A 23,720-nucleotide genomic window follows, 5' to 3' on the forward strand; every position below is an offset into this window, starting at 1 on the left:
GCCGTATGGTGTTCAGCAGTTGGGCCCCCGCACCGGCCCCCCGTCCACCAGTGTGTCCAACAGCCCCCCGAGCACCTCGCGTTGTTCGTCGCCCAGCGGTGCCAGGATCTCCTCCGCGGCGGCCCGGCGCGCACCCCGTAGCTCCAGCAGCGCCTTGTGCCCGTCGTCGGTGAGTTCGATGCGGATCACCCGGCGGTTGGTCGGGTCGGGGACCCGCCGTACCTTGCCGCTCGTCTCCAGGCCGTCGACGAGGGTCGTCACGGCTCGGGGCACCACCTCCAGCCGTTCGGCGAGGTCGGCCATGCGGGGCGGCGAGTCGCAGTGCGCGAGAGTGCGCAGCAGGCGGGACTGGGCCGGCGTGACGCCGAGACCGCGCCGCTCCAGGTGCCGCTTCTGGATCCGGTGCACACGACGGGTGAGCCGCAGCAACTGCTCGGCGAGCACGCCGTCGGGATCGGGGGTGGTCATACGGGAACAATATCAGGACCATGTTCATTGTGAGTAGAGGTAACAATGAGCTAAGCTCCGTAAATCTCAACCCCTCACCCTCCGTAGGAGCCATGCGCGACGACATCAACCGGACCCCATCTCCCGGCACCTCGACCGACGAACCCCGGCAGGTGCGCCGCATCCTCAGACTGTTCAAGCCCTACCGTGGCCGGCTCGGCATCGTCGGCCTGCTGGTCGGCGCCGCGTCCCTGGTCACCGTGGCGACCCCGTTCCTGCTGAAGGAGACGCTGGACGTCGCCATCCCCGAGGGCCGCACCGGACTGCTGAGCCTGCTGGCGCTCGGCATGATCCTGAGCGCCGTCCTCACCAGCGTCTTCGGCGTGCTCCAGACCCTCATCTCCACGACGGTCGGCCAGCGCGTCATGCACGACCTGCGCACCGCGGTGTACGGCCGCCTGCAGCGCATGTCCCTCGCCTTCTTCACGCGCACCCGCACCGGCGAGGTCCAGTCCCGCATCGCCAACGACATCGGCGGCATGCAGGCCACCGTCACCTCGACCGCCACCTCCCTGGTCTCCAACCTGACCAGCGTGGTCGCCACGATCGTCGCGATGGTCGTCCTCGACTGGCGTCTGACGGTCGTGTCCCTGCTCCTGCTGCCGGTCTTCGTGTGGATCAGCCGCCGGGTCGGCAACGAGCGCAAGAAGATCACCACGCAGCGGCAGAAGCAGATGGCCGCGATGGCCGCGACCGTCACCGAGTCGCTGTCGGTCAGCGGCATCCTGCTCGGCCGCACGATGGGCCGCTCCGACTCGCTGACGCGGTCCTTCTCGGATGAGTCCGAGCAGCTCGTCGATCTCGAAGTGCGGTCGAGCATGGCCGGCCGCTGGCGCATGGCCGTCATCTCGATCGTCATGGCCGCCATGCCCGCGGTCATCTACTGGACCGCGGGTCTCGCCCTCCAGACGGGCGGCCCCCAGATCTCCATCGGCACCATCGTCGCCTTCGTCTCGCTGCAGCAGGGCCTGTTCCGCCCGGCGGTCAGCCTGCTGTCGACCGGCGTCCAGATCCAGGCCTCGCTCGCGCTGTTCCAGCGCATCTTCGAGTACCTCGACCTGCCGATCGACATCACCGAGCCCGAGCACCCGGTCCGCCTGGACCGCGTCAAGGGTGAGGTGCGCTTCGAGAACGTCGAGTTCTGCTACGACAGCCACGACAACAAGGTGGGCCCCGTCCTCGACGGCATCGACATCACCGTCCCCGCCGGCGGCAGCCTCGCCGTCGTCGGACCGACCGGCGCCGGGAAGTCCACCCTCGGCTATCTCGTGCCGCGCCTGTACGACGTGACGGGCGGCCGCCTCACCCTCGACGGGGTCGATGTCCGCGACCTCGACTTCGACACCCTCGCGCGCGCGATCGGCGTCGTCTCCCAGGAGACGTACCTCTTCCACGCCACGGTCGCCGACAACCTGCGCTTCGCGAAGCCGGACGCCACCGACGAGGAGATCGAGCAGGCGGCGAAGGCGGCCCAGATCCACGACCACATCACCTCGCTGCCCGACGGCTACGACACGGTCGTCGGCGAGCGCGGTCACCGTTTCTCCGGCGGCGAGAAGCAACGGCTGGCGATCGCCCGCACGATCCTGCGCGACCCACCCGTGCTGATCCTCGACGAGGCGACCAGCGCCCTGGACACCGGCACCGAACACGCCGTCCAGGACGCCATCGACGCGCTCTCCGCCAACCGCACCACGCTCACCATCGCGCACCGGCTGTCCACCATTCGGGGTGCCGACCAGATCGTGGTCCTGGAGGCCGGGCACGTCGCCGAACGGGGCACGCACGAGGAGCTGTTGGAGCTGGGCGGGCGGTATGCGGCGCTGGTCCGCCAGGACGCCCGACTGGAGCCGACAAGATGACGATATGCCGGGTTTGTGTGCTTTAGCGGGTTACCGTGCCCGCATGCACACGAACACTCCGCCACGGAGCACGATTCGACTGACGCGCCGGGGCCGGGTCGCCCTCATCGCGACCGCGGCCGTCGTGGCCGGCGCCGCCGTGGCGGTGCCGCTGCTGAGCCTGGGCGGTGACGCGGAGACGAAGCCCAGGACGCTGATGATCCCGGAGGGCTGGCGGGCCGGCCAGGTCTACGACGCGGTCGACAAGGCCCTCGCCCTGCCCGCCGGCAGTGCCAGGAAGTCCCTGGCCAAGGCCGACCTGAAGCTGCCGACCGACGCGGAGGGCAACCCGGAGGGCTACCTCTTCCCGGCGACATATCCGCTCCGGGAGAAGGTGACGCCCGAGGCGCTCCTGGCGTTCATGGTCGACACCGCGAACCGGAAGTTCAACGGCGCTCCGATCGCGGCGGGCGCGCAGCGCAACGCGATGAACGTCTACCAGGCGGTCACCATCGCGAGCATCGTCCAGGCCGAGGCGGCCACCAAGGCCGACATGGGCAAGGTGGCCAGGGTCGTCTTCAACCGCCTGGAGCGCGGCATGCCGCTGCAGATGGACTCCACCCTCAACTACGCGCTGAACCGCTTCACGCTGAAGACCACCGCCGCCGACACGCGGATCGAGAGCCCCTACAACTCGTACCAGCGCATGGGCCTGCCGCCGACCCCCATCGACAACCCGGGCGAGGACGCGGTGCGCGCCGCGATCAACCCGACCCCGGGTGACTGGCTGTACTTCGTCACGGTCAAGCCCGGCGACACCCGCTTCACCGCCGACTACGCCGAGCACCAGCGCAACGTGGCGGAGTTCAACGCCCACCGGAAGGCGAGCCCGCAGACGACCCGCTGACCGCGGGGCACCTCACGCGGCGACCGGCTCCTGGGCCAGCAGCCGCCTGATGTCGCGCACGGCCGCACGGCCCGCCCGGTTGGCGCCGATGGTGCTCGCCGACGGGCCGTAGCCGACGAGGTGGATCCGCGGATCGGTGACGGCACGCGTGCCGTCGACCCGGATGCCGCCGCCGGGCTCGCGCAGCTTCAGCGGCGCCAGATGGTCGATGGCGGCCCGGAAGCCGGTCGCCCACAGGATGACGTCGGCGCGCACGCGCCGCCCGTCGTTCCACTCCACGCCCTCGGGTGTGACCCGGTCGAACATCGGCAGCCGCTCCAGGACCCCGTCCTCGATCCCCTGCCGGACCGCGTCGTTGAGCGGCAGTCCGGTCGCCGAGACCACGCTGCTCGGCGCCAGGCCCTGCCGCACCCGCTCCTCGACGAGCGCGACCGCCGCGCGGCCCGCGTCCTCGTCGAAGGGGCCCTCGCGGAAGACGGGCGGCCGCCGGGTGACCCAGGTGGTGGCGGCCGCGTACGGGGCGATCTCCAGCAGATGCTGGGTGCCGGACGCGCCTCCGCCCACCACCACGACCCGCTGCCCGGCGAACTCCTCGGGCCCCGGGTACTGCGCGGTGTGCAACTGCCGGCCCCGGAAGGTCTCCTGGCCCGCGTAGCGCGGCCAGAACGGCCGGTCCCAGGTCCCGGTCGCGTTGATCAGCGCCCGCGTCGCCCAGGTCCCGGCCGACGTCTCGACGAGCAGCCGCCCGCCGGCGCCCTCGCGCACGGCACGCACGTCGACGGGCCGCCGCACGCGCAGGTCGAAGGTGCGCTCGTAGGTGGCGAAGTAGTCGGCGACGACCTCGGAGGACGGCCGAGCCGGATCGCCGTCCGTGAGTTCCAGGCCGGGCAGGGAGTGCATCCCGTGCACCTTGCCGTACGTCAGTGAGGGCCACCGGAACTGCCAGGCGCCGCCGGGCCCGGGGGAGTGGTCGAGCACCACGAAGTCACGGTCCGGCTCGAAGCCGGTGCGCCGCAGGTGATAGGCGCCGGCCAGTCCGGCCTGACCGGCGCCGATGACGACCACATCGACCTCACGCGTGTTGTTCACGGTTCTACTAACAGGGAAGCGGTCGTGGATCTTCCCGAGGGACGGGCACGGCCGCCCGTCCCTTCAGGAGCCGCCGGCGGTGCGGGCCGGCGTGGTCGAGGCCGGCAGGTCGCCGTTGAACCGCGGGTCCACGAAGGCGCCGAAGTCGACCTTGCGCGGGATCAGCTTCAGCTCGGTGAACGCGTCGGCGATCTCCTGTTCGGAGGCGATGAGCGGCTTGTCGACGGCGACGGAGATTCGCGTCGAGTTGGTGCGCCGAACCGAGGCCAGGGCCACCTCGTAGGGCAGCCCGGTGTCCTTCGCCCAGACCTTCGCCCACTCCTCCTGGTGGTCGTGGACCCAGGCGGTCGCCCTCCGCAGCCGCTCCAGGTAGTCCTTGATCGCCGCGGTCTTCTTCTTGTCCTTCAGCGCGCCGGGCGCCGCCACCTGGAAGGTCAGCCCGTTGGTCACGCCCTCGCCGGTCGTCAGGACGCGCCCCTGTCCGGCTTGAAGGATCTGCGAGGTGTACGGGTCCCAGACCGCCCACGCGTCGACCTTGCCGGAGGTGAACGCGGCCAGCGCGTCGGCCGGCTGGAGGTACTTGACCTTGATGTCGCCGAGGCTCAGCCCGGCCGACTTGAGGGAGGCGACCAGCTGGTAGTGCGCGGAGGAACCCTGCGCCACGGCGACCGACCTGCCCTTGAGGTCCTCGGGCCCGGTCAGTTTCGAGCTGTTCGGTACGAGGATGGCGTCGCCCTTGGAGGTGCCGTGCCAGGCGGACACGACCGTGATCTTCGAACCGGCGCCGGCCGCGAAGACCGGCGGGGTGTTGCCGACGCCGCCGATGTCGACGGCCTTCGCGTTGACGGCCTCCAACAGCGGCGGGCCGGAGGTGAACGTGGACCACTTGATCCTGTAGTCGAGGTTCTTCAGCTCGCCGGCGGCGCGCAGGATGGCCTCCGAACCGCCCTTCTGGTCACCGACGTTCAGCGTCAGTGAGCCCTGGCCGTCGGTGTCGCCACCCGTCGAGGCGGCCGAGTTCCCGCCGCAGGCGGTGAGCAGCAGGGCGAGAGGGAGGAGCAGTGCGGCGGGGGCGAGGCGTCGTCGCATGGTGGTTCCGTTCTGGATGACTGAGGGTGGCGGGGAGGGCGGAGGGAGTTCAGGCGGCTTCGGCGGCGGTGTCGACGCCCAGACGCTCCAGGAGGCCGGCGCGCAGTTCGGCGAAGCGCGGGTCGGTGATGTCACGGGGGCGGTCCAGGCCGATCTCCTGCTCGTGCGCGATGACTCCGTCGTCCATGACCAGGACGCGGTCGGCGAGCAGGACCGCCTCCTCGACGTCGTGCGTCACGAGCAGCACGGCACATCCCCGGCGCTGCCACAACTCGCCCACCAGGCGCTGGGCCTTGATGCGGGTGAGTGCGTCGAGCGCGCCGAACGGCTCGTCGAGCAGCAGCAGATCGGGTTCGCGGACCAAGGCACGGGCCAGCGAGGCGCGTTGTGCCTCGCCGCCGGAGAGCGTCTTGGGCCAGGCGTCGGACCGGTGGCTCAGGCCGACCTCGGTGAGAGCCTGCTCGGCCACGGCGCGTCCGGGCTTGCCGGGCAGTCCGAGCAGCACGTTGCGCCACACCTTCTTCCACGGCATCAGACGCGGCGCCTGGAAGGCGACGGCCTTGCGTCGCGGCACCAGGACGGTGCCCTCGATGTCCCGGTCGAGGCCGGCGAGAATGCGCAGCAGCGTGGACTTGCCGCAGCCGCTGCGGCCGATGAGGGCGACGAACTCGCCCTGGCGGAGGTCCAGTTGGAGGTTGTCGATGACCGGGCGGCCGTCGAAGGAGCGGGTCAGCCCCTCGACGCGTACGGCCGATCGTGTGCTTACCGGCCGGTGAACGTCGGTCGCCATTGCAGCAGCAGCCTTTCGAGGGTACGGACGACGAAGTCGGCCAGCAGGCCGAGGAAGGCGTAGACGATCAGGCAGACGACGATCACGTCGGTCCGCAGGAAGTCGCGCGCCTGCACCATGAGGAAGCCGATCCCGGAGTCCGCGTTGATCTGCTCAGCGAAGACGAGGGCCAGCCAGGCGATGCCGAGGGAGTAGCGCAGGCCGGTCATGGCCCCGGGCAGCGCGCCCGGCAGGACGACGTGCCGCACGAGACCCCACCGCGACAGGCCGAGGGATTCCCCGGCCTCGATCAGCTGGGCGTCGACGCCACGGATGCCGGCGTACACGTTGAGGTAGAGCGGAAACGTCACGCCGAGCGTGATGATGGCGACCTTCGGAGCCTCGCCGATGCCGAACCAGATGATGAACAGCGGGATCAGGCCCACGAAGGGCACGGTCCGCAGCATCTGGACGGGCGCGTCCACCAGGTCCTCGCCGATCCGGAACAGGCCGGAGACGAGGGCGAGTCCGGTACCGACGACAGTGCCCAGCAGCAGTCCGACCGCCACGCGCTGCAACGAGGTGGCCATGGCGGAGCCCAGTGAACCGTCGGCGACCAGATCCCGGGCGACCTCGGCGATCCGGCCCGGCGAGGCGAGCACGTCGGCGGTCAACACGCCGGTACTGCTGAGGAGTTGCCACAGGGCGAGCAGCAGGAGCGGGCCGGTGGTGCGGCGCAGCCAGCGGGGGACGCGGGTGCGGCGGGAGGAGCTGGGGAGGATGGGTTCGAGGTTCAGGTCCGGTGCCGTGGCGTTTTCAGGCGCTATAGGGGAAATATCGGGTTTCCGTGAGCCGGGCGGGGCATGGCTGATGCTCATGAGAGCTCCATGGGAGGTGAGCGTCCGGGGGAGAGGAGGCGCGTCTCAGTGCCGCGACATCACCGGTGGGTCAGAGCGTGCGGGGGCACTGAGGCACGGGCGAAGGGCGGCCGAGGAACGGCGAGAAGGCAGAAAGGGGGCGTCAGCAGCCGCGGCGACACGCGGCGGATGCCACCCGCAGCAGGTCGATGTGACCGCGCGTGGTGAGCAGGGCTGAACGCAACATGCGGCGAAAGTAGCCAGATGGCGTGGCCATGGTCAATGGCGTCTCGCGGAGTGGACCGCCCGTACCGGCAGGGAAGGTGGACCGCCGACGGGGTGGACCGCTGGTTCCAGCGGGGAGTGAACCGCCCGTTTCAGGCGGCGAGCGAGTGGCCGCGTGTGAAACGCGGATCCTGGGTCAGGATGGGAGACATGTCAGACGCTTTCACCACCCGAGTCCTGAACGTGGCCACCGGCTCCAGGGAGCGGATCGCCGACCTCACCCGTGACTGCGAGGCCTTCCTCGGGGAGGCGGCCGCCGGTCGCGACGGCCTGCTGAACGTCTTCGTGCCGCACGCCACCGCCGGAATCGCGATCATCGAAACGGGTGCCGGCAGCGACGACGACCTCCTCGCCGCCCTGCACACCCTCCTGCCCGCGGACGATCGCTGGCAGCACCGCCACGGCAGCCCCGGCCACGGCCGCGACCACGTCCTGCCCGCGGTCGTCCCGCCGCACGCCACCCTGCCCGTGCTGAACGGCCGTCTGGAACTGGGGACATGGCAGTCGGTGTGCCTGGTGGACACCAACCGCGACAACCCGAACCGTCAGGTGCGGCTGAGCTTCCTGGGGTGAGCAAGCTCGTGCTGGGGCGGCCGGGTCACATCCGCCCAGCAGGACGGGCACCTTGCGGGTGTTCGCAGCACAGAACTTCCGGGCTCGCGGTGATGAGAATCACATCACCGCCGCCACCCGAAGCCGACTGCGAGAGAGGCCGATCACTCAGCCAGGGCTTCGGAGGTGTCCTCCTCCACATCCGGGGCCGCCTGGAAGGGATCCCTGTTCGGGGGCGGCGATACGGCCGTGGCGTGGAACTGGGTCGGCTCCGGGTCGGAGAACAGCGGGATCGTAGCGATGAGACGTCTCACTTTCATTGCGGGCATGCCAAGCGGAGCGGTGCCGCTTGTGTGCGCAGGGGCCGTCTAAAGATTAGTCAACTTGTTGTACGGGCTCATGATCCGCGCTTCGAGTGAACCGAAGTCGACGACAACCGCGATTCCCTCCTCGACGGCGGTCACGCGGCCGAGGCCATACACGTCGTGTGTGACTCGGCTTCCTACGACGAACTGCTTGGACGGGGGTGAGGCCGGGGCCAGGAACGGGCTGGTCGGCAGATGACGCTTGGGCACGGGTGACTTTGTCATTGTCACCAGTATGCGCCTGCTGGATCGGCGCAACCGGCGTGCTGCTGCCACTTGCCATGATCGATCAGCAAAAATCTGCCCGCCGAAGATCACATGACGGGCGGCGCGGCCTTCTACGGCCGTGCGCAGGGCCGCTCGCCGACTTGTCGGGTGGGCGGATCGGGATGTTTCCGGTGATCGGGTGCATAGCCGGAAATACTTCCTGTGGCGTCGTCGGAGCCGTCCGGGGCGTGTCCGCGAGAAGGGCCGCGTACGGCCGGGCCGGGGCGATGTTGATCCGTGTGCCTCTCGTCGAGGAGACGAACCTGGTGCGCGGGGCGCCGGCGGCCCTGCTGTCACGTGAGCAGGACATCGAGGTGGTCGCGGCGTCACCGGGGCACGGCCGGACGGTCACCCGGGCGCTGTCGTACCGGCCCGACGCCATCGCCATCGTCATCGACATCGACGGCGGTGCGGACAGGGTGCCCGGCACCTCGCAGGAACTGGCCACGTGGCTGCGGGAGCGCCGGACCCTGCGGTGGCCGGCTCGGCGACCCCGTGACACGCAGGTCAGCGCCCAGGATCGCGCCGGCCGTCACTCCGCCCCGGACCAGCCATGGGGCCCCGGCCAGGATGAGCACGACCGGCAGCCGGCCGCCGACGCCCAGCACGGCGGTACGCAGCGCGGTGAGCCGGCCAGGGGGTGGCCGCGTCGCCGCCTCGTCGACGCGGGCGCCGACACGGCCGCGTACGGGCTCCTCGGCCCCACAGGCGGTCATGTCCCGCAGCCGTCGGCCACTGTGCCCACCTGCTCGGCGATGGCCTCCTCGGCGAGGACGACCGCCCGCTACCGAGAGCGAGGGGAGCGGCGCCGGGCGGGGAAGCGGGCGGGCGGGGTGTTCAGGCCGCTCTCCTGGTGGCTGTCACCTCGCACGATGGCAGAGCCGGGGGGACACAGACAGCCTTCGTCCATCAGCGGCCGGGCGCACGGGATTCGCACAGCCCATCCGTGCGAATCCCCATCCGGCCCCTGCGCTGGTCCGCGGGGCGTTCAGTCCTTTCCGGTGAGCAGCCGCCGCGGATTGGCGATGCGGAAGGCGTAGGCCGCGGCTCCGCCGAGACCGAAGCCGGGATGTTGCGGCGGCTCCGCGTAGGGCCGGTCCGAACCCTGGACCACGGCGTCCACCCCCAGGACGCGGACGATCGCGTCGACGGCGCGCGGCCCGTACGACGACGTCTCCACGAACACGCCCGGGTCCACCTCCTCCTGGCCGCCGCCCCGGGCCGCGAAGCGTTCGGCGTGCAGCGGGGCGAGCCCGGCCAGCAGCGCGAAGCACGCCCGCAGGCGCGGATGGCGCGGTCGGCCGAAGGCACGGAAGGCGAACCAGGCGGCGTGCATCTGCTGGACGTAGGGCACCATCGCGGGCCACCAGCCTGGTCCGTCGGACCCGCCGGCCGCGGGCCCGGGGTGGACGAACAGCGGGAGGTCGCGCTCTTCGAGGAGGTCGAGCAGCGGCGCGCACCGCGCGTAACCGGCCGCGTCGGCAAGGGCGTTCGCAGGGAGCTGGAGTCCGGCGAACCCCAGGTCGAGATCCCTGGCTGTCGCGTTCGGGTCGATGTCCCGTACACAGGCGGCGGCCCAGCCGCCGAACGGCTCGGGAAGCGCGGCCGTGCCCTCGTGATAGGCGTCGAGGAGCGGCCGCGCCTCCGCCGCGGGCAGCCACTCCACGCCGATCGGGGCGGACAGCGAGACGAGCACCCGGCCGAGGCCGTCGGTGGCGGCGAGATCCGCACGCCGGGCGACGTCGTGGTCGGCGGGAGAGATCTCGAAAGGCGGCTCACCGTCCAAAAAGAGCGTCCAGCCGTCCAGGAAGGGCGGTTCGTGGCGGGACCGCAGGGCCGCCACCAGCGGCGGGCTCCACAGATGCTGGTGTACGTCGACGTTGGTCATGACGCTCCTCCCACCAAGGCGCGAAGTGCGCTCGGACGTCGTCGGACTCCAGGATGTCGTGGCTCACCGTCTCCACGTCCACCCCGCGGGGCCGGTCGTCGCCCGGCCGGGGCACGATCGCCCCGACAGTCATTACTCTCCTGCATCTCCCGTCCCGCCACACCCACCGCCACCCCCTGGCCCAGGGTTGGCCGGGTGGACGCGTCCACAACTGGGCCGCGTGTGTCTCGCCCGCTCCGGGGGCGGTCGTATGGTCGCCGTGAAGGTGGTGCAGGCACCGTTCGCCCAACACCCCGTGTTCCGGCGGAGATTCGAGCTCGAGGCGGCCGTCGCCAGACGCGTCGGCGGGAGATGGGCGGCGCCCGTCCTGGACGCCGACACCGGCGCGGCCACGCCCTCGGGCGCCCCCGGCTACGTACCGGGTCCGGATCCGCGCAGCGTGTCGCCAAGGAGCGCACAGAGTGTCGCCAAGGAGCACGGCGCACTGCTCCCAGTACACACGGTGCGCGCTCTCGGGAACGCCCTCACCCCGCCCCGCGGCCCGTCCGCGGCGCTGCGCCCGTCCACCAGGACCTGAAGAAGGACGGGGCAGCCGGCGCCTAGCCGATGTCCACCACGCGTGCCCAGGCGGGCGGCGAGTCCGGCACGTAGTCGGGATCGTCCTCGTTGCCCGAGCCGCCCGCGTGCTGCCGGGGGAACAGACCCACCACCGCCCGGCACGGTGGCCGGGTGTCCGGCCAGGGCGTCTGGCCGTCGGTCAGGACCACGACGACATCGGGCCGGGGACGCGTTCGCAGCGCCCTGGCGAAGCCGGTGCGCAGATCCGTGCCCCCACCGCCCATCAGCGGTATGCCCTCACCGCGGCACAACGGGTGCACGACCCGGGCCGCCGCGTCGCACGGCAGCACGGTGACCAGGTCGCGACGGCCGCCCACAGCCCGGGAGATGGCCGCGACCTCGAGGACCGCGCTGCCCAGTTCGGCGTCACTGACCGACCCGGACGTGTCGATGATCACGCAGACCCGGGGTGGCCTGCGCCGCAGGCTCGGAAGGACGACGCCGGGCACCCCGACCGCGCGACGAGACGGCCGGCCGTAGGTGTAGTCCTCGCCCGCACCCGGGCCGGAGGCCGCCGAGCGGACCGCCGCTCCCAGCAACTCCCGCCAGGGCTGGGGCGGATGAAACGCCTCCTCCGCCCACCGCTGCCACCCCTTGGAGGCGCTTCCGGGACGGCCGGTGATGCCCTGCGCCACCCGGAACCGGACCGCGTCCCGTTCCTGCTCGCTCAGGCCGTGCGCGCCGTCCGGTCCCAGGTCCCACGCCCGTTCCAGCCCGTCGGCGCCACTGCCGCAGTCCAGCCAGGAAAGGTCCTGGGTACGCGGCCCGAGCCGGAACTGGCGCAGGTAGTCCTCCATGAGCTGTCCCGCGGGCAGCTGCAGGGATGTCGGCGTGACAGCGCCTTCGGGCCCCACCAGCCCGTCCCCGAAGACGTCGTCGTTGATCTCGCAGTCCGCGGCGATGTTCATCCGCAGCCGTTCCCCAGGGCCGGTCAGTCCACGCTGCCGCGCGACCCGGTCGCCGCGCCCGTGATGGTCGCGCAGCAGGTGCGACACCTCGTGCACCCACACGCCGGCCAGCTCCTCCACCGGCGTCCGGTCCACGAACGTGGGCGAGACGTAGCACCGCCAGTGCCGGTCCACGGCCATGGTCGGCACCCGCCGCGACTCGACGGTGTGCAGGGCGAACAGAGCCGACGCCAGGTAGGGCCGCACCCGGGCGGCGTGCAGCCGGGCGGCGAAGAGCTTGTCGAGGTCCAATGCTCCCGGTTTATCCGGACTATCCGGTGTGTGTGGCGTGGCCGGTGCCTGTGGTGCTGGCGGTGCCTGCGGTGCTGGCGGTGCGTGTGGTGCGTGTGGTGCCTGCGGTGCTGGCGGTGCGTGTGGTGCCTGCGGCACCCCCGACACCTCCGGCACCCCCGGCACCCCCGGCACCTCCGGCACCCCCGGCACCCCCGGCACCTCCGGCGCGACCGGCACCCCCGCCACCTCCGGCACCTCCGGCGCGACCGGAACCTCCGGCACCTCCGGCGCGACCGGAACCTCCGGCACCTCCGGCGCGACCGGCGCCTCCGGTGCGACCGGCGCGACCCGTGCCTCCGGCCGCCGGTCCCGTTCCGCGCTCATCGGCCGGCCTTCGCGGCGAACGCGCCCCTGGCCGCCGCGCGATCCGCCGCGTGGTCCGCCCGCCGGGACAGGGTCACCACTCCGGCGAGCCGCTCGATCGACGCCGGAACGTCCCAGTCCTCACGGCGCAGCGAGGCGAGGGTGGTCGCGGGGACGACCACCAGATCCGGGGCCCCGGTCTCCACCGCCCGGACCAGGAGGGCCCAGGCCGCGTCCCAGCGGGACTTCTCCGGGCGCTTGCGGACCGCGTCCACCACACCGTCGAGTACGGCCTGGCGCAGATCGCCCCGCTCGGGCAGGGCGGCACCCGCCGGGTCGGCGAGCACCGCCTCGGGGTCGGGGAGGTCCATCCGGTCCAGGCTCGCCAGCAACTCCAGCCCCGGACCGTCTCCCACGGTGCCCCTGACCAGCAGGGAAAGTACTTCCCGGGAGGAACCGGCGGCGGTCGCGAAGGCGATCAGACACAGGGTCATCTCCCAGCTCCGGGGCGACGGCCAGGCGCCTCCCCGGCGCGTTTCGCTGCTGGGCAGTTGGTGCACGAGTTTGGGGCGGGCGGTGAGGAGCCCGCAGACCGCGCGGCGGGCGAAGTCCACGGCCTGAGGCAGCCTCTCCGGGGCGAGCCGTGGCAGGGTCGCCCGGGGCCAGGTCCCGCCGAGGCCGCGTACGACGACCTCGTGGTCGTGGGTCCACTGGAGATGAACGAATCGGTTGGCGAGGGGCGGGCTCAGCTCCCAGCCGTCGGCCGCCGAGGACCGAGGATTGGCGGCGGCCACGATCCGGACCCCGGGCGGCAGTTGCAGGGAGCCGATCCGCCGCTCGAGGACGAGGCGGAGCAGGGCGGCCTGAACAGCCGGTGCCGCGGTGGACAGTTCGTCCAGGAAGAGCAGTCCTCGGCCGGCCCGAACGAGTCGCACCGCCCAGTCCGGTGGAGCCATCGGCACCCCCTGTTCCGCGGGGTCGTCCCCGATGACGGGCAGCCCCGAGAAGTCGGACGGTTCGTGCACGCTGGCGATCACCGTGGTCAGCGGCAGGTCCAGGGCCGCGGCGAGCTGGGTCAGGGCCGCGGTCTTGCCGATGCCCGGCTCCCCCCACAGGAGGACCGGCAGGTCGGCGGCCACGGCCAGAGTCAGGGCCTCCAGCTGGATGTCGGGGCGCGGTTCGGTGGTGGAGTCGCGCAGCAGGGTCAACAACTCGCCTGCGACGTCGAGTTGGGAGTTGTGGGCAAGGTCGGAAGGGGTGTACGGGGTGCATGTGGGCATGTGTGATCACCTAAAGGGCTGGTGGGCGTGCGGGACAGCGGTCCCCGGGTCAGCGAGCGGTCGTGTGGCGTGGGTGCGAGCGATGTGCACGGGGACGGGACTCACCCGGGCGGATGCGGTCGGGTCCGGGTCCGACCAGGCCGGCCCTGAACAGCCCGTAGGTGATCCGCCGTCGGGCGGCCGCCTCGAGTTCGTCCCGCAGAGCGCCGTCGCGCAACAGTGCCCCGGGGCCCAGCAGGCCCTCTACGACGGCCAGCGCGCCGGCGATGTCGCCGTGGTCCAGGCGCTCGCGGACGCCGGTGAGGCAGTCCGGACGACGGTGTGCCTCGTCGATGGCCCGCAGGCAGGGAAGCGGCGTACCCGTCAGCGCGACGAGCAGTTCCTCCCGCCGGATCTCGTCCGGGTCGTGGTCCAGCGGGGCCAGGACACCGTCGACCAGACCGATCCGGTGCCGGGCTCCCCGGCACTCCACCGGACGTGGTTGCCCCGCCGGGTCCGGAGGCCGGGGCGAGGCGGCCGGTGAGTGGTCGGGTACCAGTGCCGAGGCGACCAGCGGGTGCAGCCGGTCCACCTCGATCGCACCGGTACGGATCAGTTCCAGATCGGGGGGCACCCAGGTCGCCGCGTCGGGCAGGACGGGCAGCGCCGAAGTACCACCGCCTGCGGGCTTCAGCGCGATCCGCAGGGAGGGCGGCCCTGCGCAGCCCCCGTCCCCGTCCCCGTCCGAGGCCAGGTCGAGGACCAGCCGATGCCGGCCCCCGAGCCGCACGACCACGGAACGCTCCGACTCGGATCGCCCCTCGGCGTGCAGCAGGATCCTCGCCTCGGCCGCCCACCGGTCGACGGCACAGCGGCGCCCCGGCGGCACCGTCCCCGGCAGATCCCGGTCCGGTACAGGACCGTCGTCGCCGGCCGGCAGATCAGCGCCGGACCGGTGCCGCAGCTCATCGGTTCTGCGGACGTCCCACAGATGGCGGTGCAGGTCGAGGCGGAACCGCCGGCTGGGCCGGGGATGCGGATGCCGGCAGGCACCGCCCTCGGAACGGGATCCGTCCCACAGCGCGAGGCTGATCCGCTGACCGGCGTCCGCCCAGGCCGGCGCGGTCCTGACCACCAGGTGCACGGGGGAGGCTCCGTCCCGCCCCGCAGCGTCGTAACGGGCCAACGAGAGGGTCAGTCCCGGGCGCAGCAACCCGTCCGGGGCGATCCTCGGCATGTGCCAGCGCAGCAGGTCGGGAGCCAGATGGCGGAGATCGGCCCGGATGTGTTTCGCGAGTTCCGGGCCATGGGTGCGTGCCACGGATCGCGGATGGAGATCGACGTCGATGCCTGCGGCGGCGCACGCCCCCGCCCAGTCCCCGACGTGTCGGCGGGCGGTCGCAGTCTCGATCATGGACGGCGGCACGGCGAACTCGCGCACGCGCAGCCAGAAGGAAAGGCGGGAGTCCCTGTTCGCGGTCTGAGTGAGCATCAGCACTCACCTTGCGCGGACGGGTCCCCCAATCTGCCAACAGAGTGAGTCGTCATCGCGGGGAGCATAACGCCGCCCGCGGCCGTCTGTCAGGTGTAATACGGCCGCTCCGGTCCACCCGAGCCCTGCCCGAGTGACTTGGCTCTCATGGCACGCGGGCGGTATCACCGACACGATGGTGACCCTCACCGGCAGTTCGAAGGGATCCGGGATGCTCCGCAAGGTACTGGTCGCCAACCGAGGCGAGATCGCGATTCGTGCGTTTCGTGCCGGCTACGAGCTGGGCGCGAGGACGGTCGCCGTCTTCCCGCACGAGGACCGCAACTCGCTGCACCGGATGAAGGCCGACGAGGCCTACGAGATCGGCGAGCCGGGGCACCCGGTACGGGCCTACCTCTCCGTCGAGGAGATCATCCGCGCGGCCCGACTGGCCGGCGCCGACGCCGTCTACCCGGGCTACGGGTTCCTGTCCGAGAACCCCGAGCTGGCCCGGGCGTGCGAGGAGGCGGGCATCACCTTCGTCGGGCCGAGCGCGCACATCCTGGAGCTGACGGGCAACAAGGCGCGCGCGGTGGCCGCCGCCCGCGCGGCCGGCGTACCGGTGCTGGGCTCCTCGGCGCCCTCGACCGACGTGGACGAGCTGGTGCGGGCCGCCGAGGACATCGGCTTCCCGGTGTTCGTGAAGGCGGTCGCCGGCGGCGGAGGGCGCGGTATGCGCCGCGTGCAGGAGCCCGCCCAGCTGCGCGAGTCCATCGAGGCGGCGGCGCGCGAGGCGGCGTCCGCGTTCGGCGACGCCACGGTCTTCCTGGAGAAGGCCGTCGTCGAACCCCGTCACATCGAGGTGCAGATCCTCGCCGACGGGCAGGGCAACGTCATCCACCTCTTCGAGCGCGACTGTTCCGTGCAGCGCCGCCACCAGAAGGTCATCGAGCTGGCGCCAGCGCCCAACCTCGACCCGGCGCTGCGTGAGCGGATCTGCGCCGACGCCGTGCGGTTCGCCCGCGAGATCGGCTACCGCAACGCGGGCACCGTGGAGTTCCTGCTCGACCGCGACGGCAACCACGTCTTCATCGAGATGAACCCGCGCATCCAGGTCGAGCACACGGTGACCGAGGAGGTCACCGACGTCGACCTGGTACAGGCCCAGCTGCGCATCGCCGCCGGCGAGACCCTCGCCGACCTCGGCCTCTCCCAGGAGACCGTCACCCTGCACGGCGCCGCCCTCCAGTGCCGTATCACCACCGAGGACCCGGCCAACGGCTTCCGCCCCGACACCGGCAGGATCAGCGCCTACCGCTCGCCCGGCGGGTCGGGCATCCGCCTCGACGGCGGCACCACCCACGCCGGTACGGAGATCAGCGCGCACTTCGACTCCATGCTGGTCAAGCTCACCTGCCGGGGCCGGGACTTCACGACCGCGGTCCGCCGGGCCCGGCGTGCCGTGGCCGAGTTCCGCATCCGCGGGGTGTCCACGAACATCCCGTTCCTGCAGGCGGTCCTCGACGACCCGGACTTCCAGGCCGGAAACGTCACCACGTCGTTCATCGAACAGCGCCCGCACCTGCTCACCGCACGCCACTCCGCCGACCGCGGCACCAAGCTGCTCACCTACCTCGCCGACGTGACGGTGAACAAGCCGCACGGTGAGCGGCCCGACCTGATCGACCCCACCACCAAGCTGCCGCGGCCCGCCGACACCGAGCCGCCCGCCGGCTCCAAGCAGCAGCTCACCGAGCTCGGCCCCGAGGGCTTCGCCCGCCGGCTGCGCGAGTCACCGACCATCGGCGTCACCGACACCACCTTCCGCGACGCCCACCAGTCGCTGCTCGCCACCCGGGTCCGCACGAAGGACATGCTGGCCGTCGCCCCGGTCGTGGCCCGCACCCTGCCCGAACTGCTGTCCTTGGAGTGCTGGGGCGGCGCCACCTACGACGTCGCGCTGCGCTTCCTCGCCGAGGACCCCTGGGAGCGGCTGGCCGCCCTGCGCGAGGCCGTGCCGAACGTCTGCCTGCAGATGCTGCTGCGCGGCCGCAACACCGTGGGCTACACGCCGTACCCGACCGAGGTGACCGACGCCTTCGTGCAGGAGGCCGCGGCGACCGGCATCGACATCTTCCGGATCTTCGACGCCCTCAACGACGTCGGCCAGATGCGGCCCGCGATCGACGCCGTACGGGCGACCGGGACAGCCGTCGCCGAGGTCGCCCTGTGCTACACCTCCGACCTGTCCGACCCGAACGAGCGGCTGTACACCCTCGATTACTACCTCCGCCTGGCCGAGCAGATCGTGGCCGCGGGCGCCCACGTCATCGCTGTCAAGGACATGGCCGGCCTGCTGCGCGCCCCGGCCGCCGCGAAGCTGGTCTCGGCCCTGCGCCGCGAGTTCGACCTGCCGGTCCACCTGCACACCCACGACACGGCGGGCGGTCAGCTCGCCACCTACCTCGCCGCGATCCAGGCCGGCGCGGACGCGGTGGACGGGGCGGTCGCGTCCATGGCCGGCACCACCTCGCAGCCGTCCCTGTCGGCGATCGTCGCGGCGACCGACTACTCCGAGCGGCCGACCGGCCTCGACCTGCGGGCCGTCGGCGACCTTGAGCCGTACTGGGAGAGCGTCCGCAAGATCTACGCCCCGTTCGAGGCGGGCCTGGCCTCGCCGACCGGCCGCGTCTACGACCACGAGATCCCCGGCGGGCAGCTGTCCAACCTGCGCACCCAGGCCGTCGCGCTGGGCCTCGGCGACCGCTTCGAGGACATCGAGGCGATGTACGCCGCCGCCGACCGCATCCTCGGCCACCTGGTGAAGGTCACCCCGTCGTCCAAGGTGGTCGGCGACCTCGCCCTGCACCTGGTCGGCGCCGGGGTGACGCCCGAGGAGTTCGAGGAGACGCCGGACCGGTTCGACATCCCCGACTCCGTCATCGGCTTCCTGCGCGGCGAGCTCGGGACCCCGCCCGGCGGCTGGCCGGAACCGTTCCGCACCAGGGCGCTCCAGGGCCGCGCCGAGGCCAAGCCCGTGCAGGAGCTGACCGCCGAGGACCGTAACGGACTGGACAAGGACCGGCGCGCGACGCTCAACCGGCTGCTGTTCCCGGGGCCGACGCGCGAGTTCGAGGCACACCGGCAGAGCTTCGGCGACACCAGCGTGCTGGACAGCAAGGACTTCTTCTACGGCATCAGGCCCGGTAAGGAGTACGCCGTCGACCTCGAGACCGGCGTGCGGCTCCTCATCGAGCTGGAAGCCGTGGGCGAGGCCGACGAGCGCGGTATGCGAACCGTGATGTCCGCGCTCAACGGCCAGCTCCGGCCGATCCAGGTCCGCGACACCGCCGCGTCCTCCGACGTGCCCGTGACCGAGAAGGCCGACCGTTCCAACCAGGGCCACGTCCCCGCGCCGTTCGCCGGGGTGGTGACGCTCGCGGTCGCCGAGGGCGACGAGGTGGCGGCCGGTGCCACGGTGGCCACGATCGAGGCGATGAAGATGGAGGCCACGATCACCGCCACGAAGGCCGGACGGGTGTCCCGGCTGGCCATCAACAAGATCCAGCAGGTGGAGGGTGGAGACCTGCTGGTGGAGATCGCCTGACCACCGGCACTGCGTGCGCGCTCCACCCGTTCGGCCCAAGGTCCGCTGGTGCTTGCGGCCCCGCCCGACCCGTCAGAGTCTGGACGGGTCGGACGGGGGCGTGAGGAGCGAGGGTGATGACGACCGGTGGTGACGCACGGGACGCCGAGCGGCGGCGGCTCGCGGAGCCCGACGACGGCGTGGCGCCCTGGCGGCGCCGGGGCCCGTATCTGAGCGAGCGGCAGTGGGGCACGGTCCGGGAGGGACTACGGCGCCGACGACGACACCTGGTCCTACTTCACCCACGACCAGGCGCCCGTTCCCGCGCCTACCGCTGGGGCCGCGAGTCCCCGCGGTCCGCGCCCGACCGGGAGGAACCCCTGTCATGACCGTGATCCTCGAGATCAACACCCTCGTGTGGCTGGGTGAGTTGAGCGAGCGTCACGGGCGCCGCATCACCCTGGGCGAGGTGCCGGGCCAGGTGTGGGACGAGATCGCCCGGCCCGGCATCGACACCGTGTGGCTGATGGGCGTGTGGGAGCGCAGTCCGGCCGGCCTCGGCATCGCGCTGCGCGACGAGACGCTGCTGGCGTCGTTCCGCGAGGCCCTGCCCGACGTCACCGAGGCGGACATCGTCGGATCCCCGTACTGCGTAAGGAACTACGTTGTCGACGCCTCCCTCGGCGGCCCGGAGGGCCTGGCCGCCGCCCGCGCCCAACTCGCCGCCCGCGGACTACGGCTCATCCTCGACCACGTCCCCAACCACGTGGCCCCCGACCACCCCTGGCTCACCGCCCACCCCGACCGCCTGATCCAGGGCACGGCGGACGACCTGGCCCACGCGCCGGCCGCCTTCCTCGAAGCCGGCGGCCGCATCTACGCCCGAGGCCGCGACCCGTACTTCCCGCCCTGGCCGGACGTGGTCCAACTGAACGCCTTCGCCGAGGACCTGCGCACGGCGACCGTGGACACCCTGGTGTCCATCGGCGACCAGGCGGACGGCGTGCGTTGCGACATGGCGATGCTGATGATGAACGACGTCTTCGCCAAGACCTGGGGCGACCGGGCGGGACCGGCCCCCGCCGAGGACTTCTGGCCGTACGTCATCCCGCGCGTGCGCGCACGCCGCCCGGACCTCCTCTTCGTCGCCGAGGCGTACTGGGACCTCGAACGGGCCCTGCAGCAGCAGGGCTTCGACCACTGCTACGACAAGCGGCTGTACGACCGCCTGTGCCACGAGAACGCCGCCTCCGTCCGCGCACATCTCGGGGCCGACCTCGCCCACCAGCACGGCCTCGTCCGCTTCCTCGAGAACCACGACGAGCCACGGGCCGCCGCAACCCTGCCCGGGGCACGGGGGAAGGCGGCAGCCACCGCCGTCGCGACCCTCCCCGGCGCGACGCTCTGGCACGAGGGCCAGTTCGAGGGCCGCCGGGTACGCCCACCGGTGTTCCTCTCCCGCAGACCCCAGGAACCGGCCGACGAGCCCCTACGCGAGTTCTACGGCCGTCTGCTGCGGGTGGCGACCGCCGTACGCCGGGGCACATGGCGACCGTTGACCCCGGCGGCCCTCCCGGCCGACGGCACCCACCGCGACCTGCTGGCATGGACCTGGACGCACCAGGACACACGCCACGTGGTCGTCGTCAACCACTCCGCCCACCCGGCCCAGGCACGGCTACCCCTCCCGTGGGACGACCTCCGAGGCAGCGAGTACCGCCTGACGGACCTCCTCACGGACCGGACGTACGACCACGACGGAGACGAACTGACCGACCCCGGCCTGTTCGTGGCCCTTGACGCATGGGGCGGCCACGTCCTGTCCGTGCCCGCTCGGGGCACCTCGTGACCGCTCTTCCCGCCACTGTCACCGCACAGGCCGCGGAAAGGTCTTCAACGCCCCGGCGAGCCCCGCGGCATCGGTGCCGACCTTTCGGTAAGCGGCGGACAGCAGCTGCCGTACGCCCTGCTCGGTGAGGCGCAGTTCCTTCGCGACCACCGTCACCGGATGGCCCTGGGCCGTCATCTCCGCGGCTCGGCGTTCGTGGGCGGTGAGTGTGTCCGTCTGGCCGTAGCGCAAGGGGAGTGGGCGCATTCCGGCGGCGGAGAGCTCCTCCCTGGCCCGGGCGGCCACGGCCTCGGCACCGCAGTGGACGGCGGTTTCCAGGCCACGGTAGAGGCGGTCGGCGGCTTCCTGGAGCCGGCTGTTCCGGGACAGTGCGGCGCCGTGGCCGACGAGGGCGCGGGCCAGTTCGTAGGCGGCGGGGGACTGTTCCAGGTGTTCGACAGCCTGTGCGTGCAGGTCGAGGGCCGCGGGGCCGCCGGTGACCTCGGCCTGAACGTGCAGCGCCTGACCGATCACGGATGCCGCGCCGAAGTCGCGGGCCCGCTTGACGGCGTCCTCGGCGAGTCGGACCGCCCGGTCGGGGGCGCTGGGGGCGACGGCGGACGCCAGGTCCAGTTGCCAGGCACACCAGGACGGGTTGCGCCAGGCCCGGGCCTCCAGCCGTTCCCCGACGGCGGACAGGAGGCACTCGGCTTCCGAGCGCCGCCCTTCGGCCAGCAGCAGTTCGGCGTATACCGTGCGCGGGTCGGGGTAGATGACGGCGTTCGGGACGACCTCGCCGTAGTGGTACTGGTCGGCGAGCCGGCGGGCGGCGACGGCCCGGCCGCGGGCCAGCAGGATCTGGATCAGGATGCCGATGGCGAACCACTGGGCGGGTACGGCGCCTTCGACCCGGTCGGCGATGCGCAGGCCCTCCCGGGCGAGTTCTTCCGCTTCGGCCAGGCAGCCGCGGCGGTAGCGGATGTAGCCGAAGAGGGTCTGGCCGACGGCCAAGTGGGAGCCCCGCCAGCCCTTTCCCTCGCACTCGGCCATGCCCTTGATGAACAGCTCTTCGGCCCGCAGAGGCTGGTCGCAGTACATGAACGTGAGAGCGACCGAGACGGGTACCTCGAAGCCACGGTTCTCGTCGGTCCAGCTCATCCCGCCGCGCAGGGCGTCCTCGGCACATGTGAGGACGGTCCGGCGCGGTTCACCACGCACCAGCGCGTCCCACGCCCGCAGGCCCAGGATGTAGCGCTCCTCCAGTCCGCGCCCGGGGAGCTTCTCGGCCAGGCGCGCCAGCCGTCGGGAGCGGGCGGGGGAGTCGGGCTCGTCCATGCGGAACGCGCTCCACACGAAGTGGTCGGCCTGCATCCGCAGTCGGATCCGCGGGTTGGTCGCCAGTCGTGCCTCGTCGGCGGCCACCGTCGCGGCCTCGGCCAGCCGGTCGGTGTGAGCCAGCGCCTGGGCCAGCCGGTAGGCGATGGAGGCACGGAGGTCGGGGTCGACTCCGGGCTCCGTCAGTGCCTCTCGGAGATAGCCGACCGTGGCGGTGGGTTCGATGAGGAACGTCGAGCACGCGAGTTCGTGGAGGAGTGCGGCCCGGTCCTCCGCGGGAGGCGGCTCCCGCAGGGCTCGGCTCAGGGCACGCCGGGCCGCCTCCGGGGCCCCGGCCCGAAGGTATTCACTGGCGGCCGCCCGCAGGCATTCGACCGCCTCGGGCTTGCCGTCACAGGGGACTTCCAGCAGATGCCTGGCTGCGGCGGTGGGGCCGAGCCCCGCGGCGCGGACGGCCTCCGCGGCCGCGTTGTGCAGACCCACACGCAGGCCGGACGGGATGTCCCGGTAGATGGTCGTGGCGATCAGCGGGTGGACGAATTCCAGCCCACCCCCGGGTCCCTGGTCGTAGGCCAGGATCCGGGCCGCCCGCAGCCGCTCTGTGGCCTCGGCGGCCTCCTCGTTGCCGATCACCGCGAGGTCTGCGGCGAGCTCCGGTGAGAAGGACCCGCCGAGCACGGCTGCGGCCCAGGCGTAGCGGACGGTGGTGGTACCGAGTCGTTGGAGGCGATCGAGCAGTCCGGGGCCCTTGACGGCCGCTGCGAGATCGCGCATCAGGGGCAACTCGTGCAGTGTGCCCTCGACTTGGCGCTCGGCGAGCCGGAAGGCCAGTTCGACGGTCTCGAACGGGCTCCCACAGGTGACCGTCCAGCACTCGGCGCAGAACGCGTCCTCGGCCTGCTCTCCCACCTTGTCCCTGATGATCCGCGCGACGGCGTCGGTACTGAGCGGCCCCAGGGCGTGGGGGCGGTTGCCGTGACGTTCGAAGACCGTGCGGATGGCGCTCGCCTCGGGCGGCATGTCGTCGGGCCGATAGGCGGCGACGATCAGCAGGGGGACATCGGCGGCCCGCGGCGCGAAGGAGGCGAGCCAGCCCAGGGACTCGGCATCGGCCCAGTGCAGGTCGTCCACGAGCAGTACGACAGGCGCCTTCTTCACCGCCAGACGGGTCATGACCCAGTCGAGGCCGTCACGTACCCCGGTCGGGTCCGGCACGTGGGAGGTGTCGTTCGCCTCGAGGCCGAGCGCGACCGCGACGATGTCGTACCAACTTCCGAGGAAGGTACGAAGCTCCGTGTCGTCCATCGTGGCCAGGGCGGGCTGCAGGAGCTGGCGCACCACGCGGAACGCCAGCCCCTGCTCGTTCTCGCCACCCTTGCCGGAGAGCACCGTGCATCCGTGCGCGACGGCGCGGGCACGTGCCGCGGCGACGAGGGTGGTCTTCCCCATGCCGGCCGGACCGGCGAAGACGAGGAGTTCGCTGGACGGCGTGCGCGGCACACCCGCGGCCGCTTCGCGTAGCTCGGTCAACGCGGAGTCGAGCGCCCGCAGTTCGCGGTGGCGTTCGAGCAAAGAATGCTGTTCGGTGAGGGATTGCCGCAGCCCAGGCGCCATATGCGCTACCGCTTCCTGTCGTTGATCCGCGGAGAACGGCGCCGAGCGT

Annotated in this window: 20 protein-coding genes; 8 read left to right on the forward strand and 12 right to left on the reverse strand. The window is 72.0% G+C overall.

The window, feature by feature from the left end:
* Window positions 1–12: 12 nt before the first annotated feature.
* A complete protein-coding gene (locus ACFWWR_RS32415; RefSeq protein WP_383870326.1) occupies window positions 13–468 on the reverse strand; it encodes a MarR family winged helix-turn-helix transcriptional regulator in 456 nt (151 codons plus the stop codon).
* A gap of 92 nt (window positions 469–560) precedes the next feature.
* On the opposite strand from ACFWWR_RS32415, the gene ACFWWR_RS32420 reads away from it, so the two are divergent.
* Complete coding sequence (locus tag ACFWWR_RS32420; RefSeq protein WP_383870323.1) at window positions 561–2,369, forward strand: ABC transporter ATP-binding protein; 1,809 nt, start codon at window positions 561–563, stop codon at window positions 2,367–2,369.
* A gap of 43 nt (window positions 2,370–2,412) precedes the next feature.
* Window positions 2,413–3,255, forward strand: coding sequence for an endolytic transglycosylase MltG (mltG, locus tag ACFWWR_RS32425; protein WP_383870320.1), 843 nt, complete (start codon window positions 2,413–2,415; stop codon window positions 3,253–3,255).
* A 12-nt stretch (window positions 3,256–3,267) separates the two neighbouring features.
* Here mltG and ACFWWR_RS32430 read toward each other — a convergent pair whose 3' ends face one another.
* The 4 genes from ACFWWR_RS32430 to ACFWWR_RS32445 all read right to left on the reverse strand — a co-directional run bounded on the left by ACFWWR_RS32430 (window position 3,268) and on the right by ACFWWR_RS32445 (window position 7,080).
* The gene (locus ACFWWR_RS32430) at window positions 3,268–4,344 is read right to left on the reverse strand and encodes an NAD(P)-binding domain-containing protein (RefSeq protein WP_383870317.1); all 1,077 of its coding nucleotides are present in this window, start codon (window positions 4,342–4,344) and stop codon (window positions 3,268–3,270) included.
* A gap of 63 nt (window positions 4,345–4,407) precedes the next feature.
* Complete coding sequence (locus tag ACFWWR_RS32435; RefSeq protein ID WP_384306980.1) at window positions 4,408–5,433, reverse strand: ABC transporter substrate-binding protein; 1,026 nt, start codon at window positions 5,431–5,433, stop codon at window positions 4,408–4,410.
* A 49-nt stretch (window positions 5,434–5,482) separates the two neighbouring features.
* A complete protein-coding gene (locus ACFWWR_RS32440) occupies window positions 5,483–6,223 on the reverse strand; it encodes an ABC transporter ATP-binding protein (protein ID WP_383870311.1) in 741 nt (246 codons plus the stop codon).
* Window positions 6,196–7,080 (reverse strand): ABC transporter permease, encoded by an 885-nt coding sequence (locus tag ACFWWR_RS32445; protein WP_383870308.1) that lies wholly within the window; start codon window positions 7,078–7,080, stop codon window positions 6,196–6,198. Before ACFWWR_RS32445 ends, ACFWWR_RS32440 begins: the two co-directional genes overlap by 28 nt.
* Before the next feature lie 414 nt (window positions 7,081–7,494).
* Here ACFWWR_RS32445 and ACFWWR_RS32450 point away from each other — a divergent pair, with 414 nt between their 5' ends.
* A complete protein-coding gene (locus ACFWWR_RS32450) occupies window positions 7,495–7,917 on the forward strand; it encodes a secondary thiamine-phosphate synthase enzyme YjbQ (RefSeq protein WP_383870305.1) in 423 nt (140 codons plus the stop codon).
* Window positions 7,918–8,060: 143 nt separating this feature from the next.
* Here the strand turns inward: ACFWWR_RS32450 and ACFWWR_RS32455 are convergent, their stop codons facing one another.
* Entirely contained in the window at window positions 8,061–8,216 is a 156-nt protein-coding gene (locus tag ACFWWR_RS32455; protein WP_383870302.1) for a hypothetical protein, read from the reverse strand.
* Between the two features lie 48 nt (window positions 8,217–8,264).
* Window positions 8,265–8,486, reverse strand: a complete 222-nt coding sequence (locus ACFWWR_RS32460) for a hypothetical protein (protein ID WP_217241925.1) — start codon at window positions 8,484–8,486, stop codon at window positions 8,265–8,267.
* A 230-nt stretch (window positions 8,487–8,716) separates the two neighbouring features.
* On the opposite strand from ACFWWR_RS32460, the gene ACFWWR_RS32465 reads away from it, so the two are divergent.
* On the forward strand, window positions 8,717–9,568 hold the full coding sequence (locus ACFWWR_RS32465; RefSeq protein WP_384306983.1) for a hypothetical protein: 852 nt from the start codon (window positions 8,717–8,719) through the stop codon (window positions 9,566–9,568).
* Here the strand turns inward: ACFWWR_RS32465 and ACFWWR_RS32470 are convergent.
* Window positions 9,517–10,416, reverse strand: coding sequence for an amidohydrolase (locus ACFWWR_RS32470; RefSeq protein WP_384306985.1), 900 nt, complete (start codon window positions 10,414–10,416; stop codon window positions 9,517–9,519). The two genes, ACFWWR_RS32465 and ACFWWR_RS32470, sit on opposite strands and share 52 nt — an antisense overlap.
* 250 nt (window positions 10,417–10,666) lie before the next feature.
* Here ACFWWR_RS32470 and ACFWWR_RS32475 point away from each other — a divergent pair, with 250 nt between their 5' ends.
* Window positions 10,667–10,993, forward strand: coding sequence for a hypothetical protein (locus tag ACFWWR_RS32475; protein WP_384306987.1), 327 nt, complete (start codon window positions 10,667–10,669; stop codon window positions 10,991–10,993).
* A 22-nt stretch (window positions 10,994–11,015) separates the two neighbouring features.
* On the opposite strand, the gene ACFWWR_RS32480 is transcribed toward ACFWWR_RS32475, so the two are convergent.
* From ACFWWR_RS32480 to ACFWWR_RS32490, 3 genes are all read right to left on the reverse strand, one after another.
* Complete coding sequence (locus ACFWWR_RS32480) at window positions 11,016–12,233, reverse strand: VWA-like domain-containing protein (protein ID WP_384306990.1); 1,218 nt, start codon at window positions 12,231–12,233, stop codon at window positions 11,016–11,018.
* Between the two features lie 362 nt (window positions 12,234–12,595).
* Window positions 12,596–13,858, reverse strand: a complete 1,263-nt coding sequence (locus ACFWWR_RS32485) for an AAA family ATPase (RefSeq protein WP_384306993.1) — start codon at window positions 13,856–13,858, stop codon at window positions 12,596–12,598.
* 49 nt (window positions 13,859–13,907) lie between these two features.
* The gene (locus ACFWWR_RS32490) at window positions 13,908–15,329 is read right to left on the reverse strand and encodes a hypothetical protein (RefSeq protein ID WP_384306995.1); all 1,422 of its coding nucleotides are present in this window, start codon (window positions 15,327–15,329) and stop codon (window positions 13,908–13,910) included.
* Window positions 15,330–15,540: 211 nt separating this feature from the next.
* Between ACFWWR_RS32490 and ACFWWR_RS32495 the strand changes: the two genes are divergently transcribed.
* The 3 genes from ACFWWR_RS32495 (at window position 15,541) to ACFWWR_RS32505 (ending at window position 20,743) form a co-directional block, all read left to right on the forward strand.
* Window positions 15,541–18,915, forward strand: coding sequence for a pyruvate carboxylase (locus ACFWWR_RS32495; protein ID WP_383870338.1), 3,375 nt, complete (start codon window positions 15,541–15,543; stop codon window positions 18,913–18,915).
* A 116-nt stretch (window positions 18,916–19,031) separates the two neighbouring features.
* Window positions 19,032–19,283, forward strand: coding sequence for a hypothetical protein (locus ACFWWR_RS32500; protein WP_383870289.1), 252 nt, complete (start codon window positions 19,032–19,034; stop codon window positions 19,281–19,283).
* On the forward strand, window positions 19,280–20,743 hold the full coding sequence (locus ACFWWR_RS32505; RefSeq protein ID WP_383870286.1) for an alpha-amylase: 1,464 nt from the start codon (window positions 19,280–19,282) through the stop codon (window positions 20,741–20,743). Before ACFWWR_RS32500 ends, ACFWWR_RS32505 begins: the two co-directional genes overlap by 4 nt.
* Before the next feature lie 18 nt (window positions 20,744–20,761).
* Here the strand turns inward: ACFWWR_RS32505 and ACFWWR_RS32510 are convergent, their stop codons facing one another.
* Complete coding sequence (locus ACFWWR_RS32510) at window positions 20,762–23,671, reverse strand: ATP-binding protein (protein ID WP_384306997.1); 2,910 nt, start codon at window positions 23,669–23,671, stop codon at window positions 20,762–20,764.
* Window positions 23,672–23,720 lie beyond the last annotated feature (49 nt).

It is taken from the genome of Streptomyces sp. NPDC058678 (assembly GCF_042714835.1).
GTDB lineage: Bacteria > Actinomycetota > Actinomycetes > Streptomycetales > Streptomycetaceae > Streptomyces.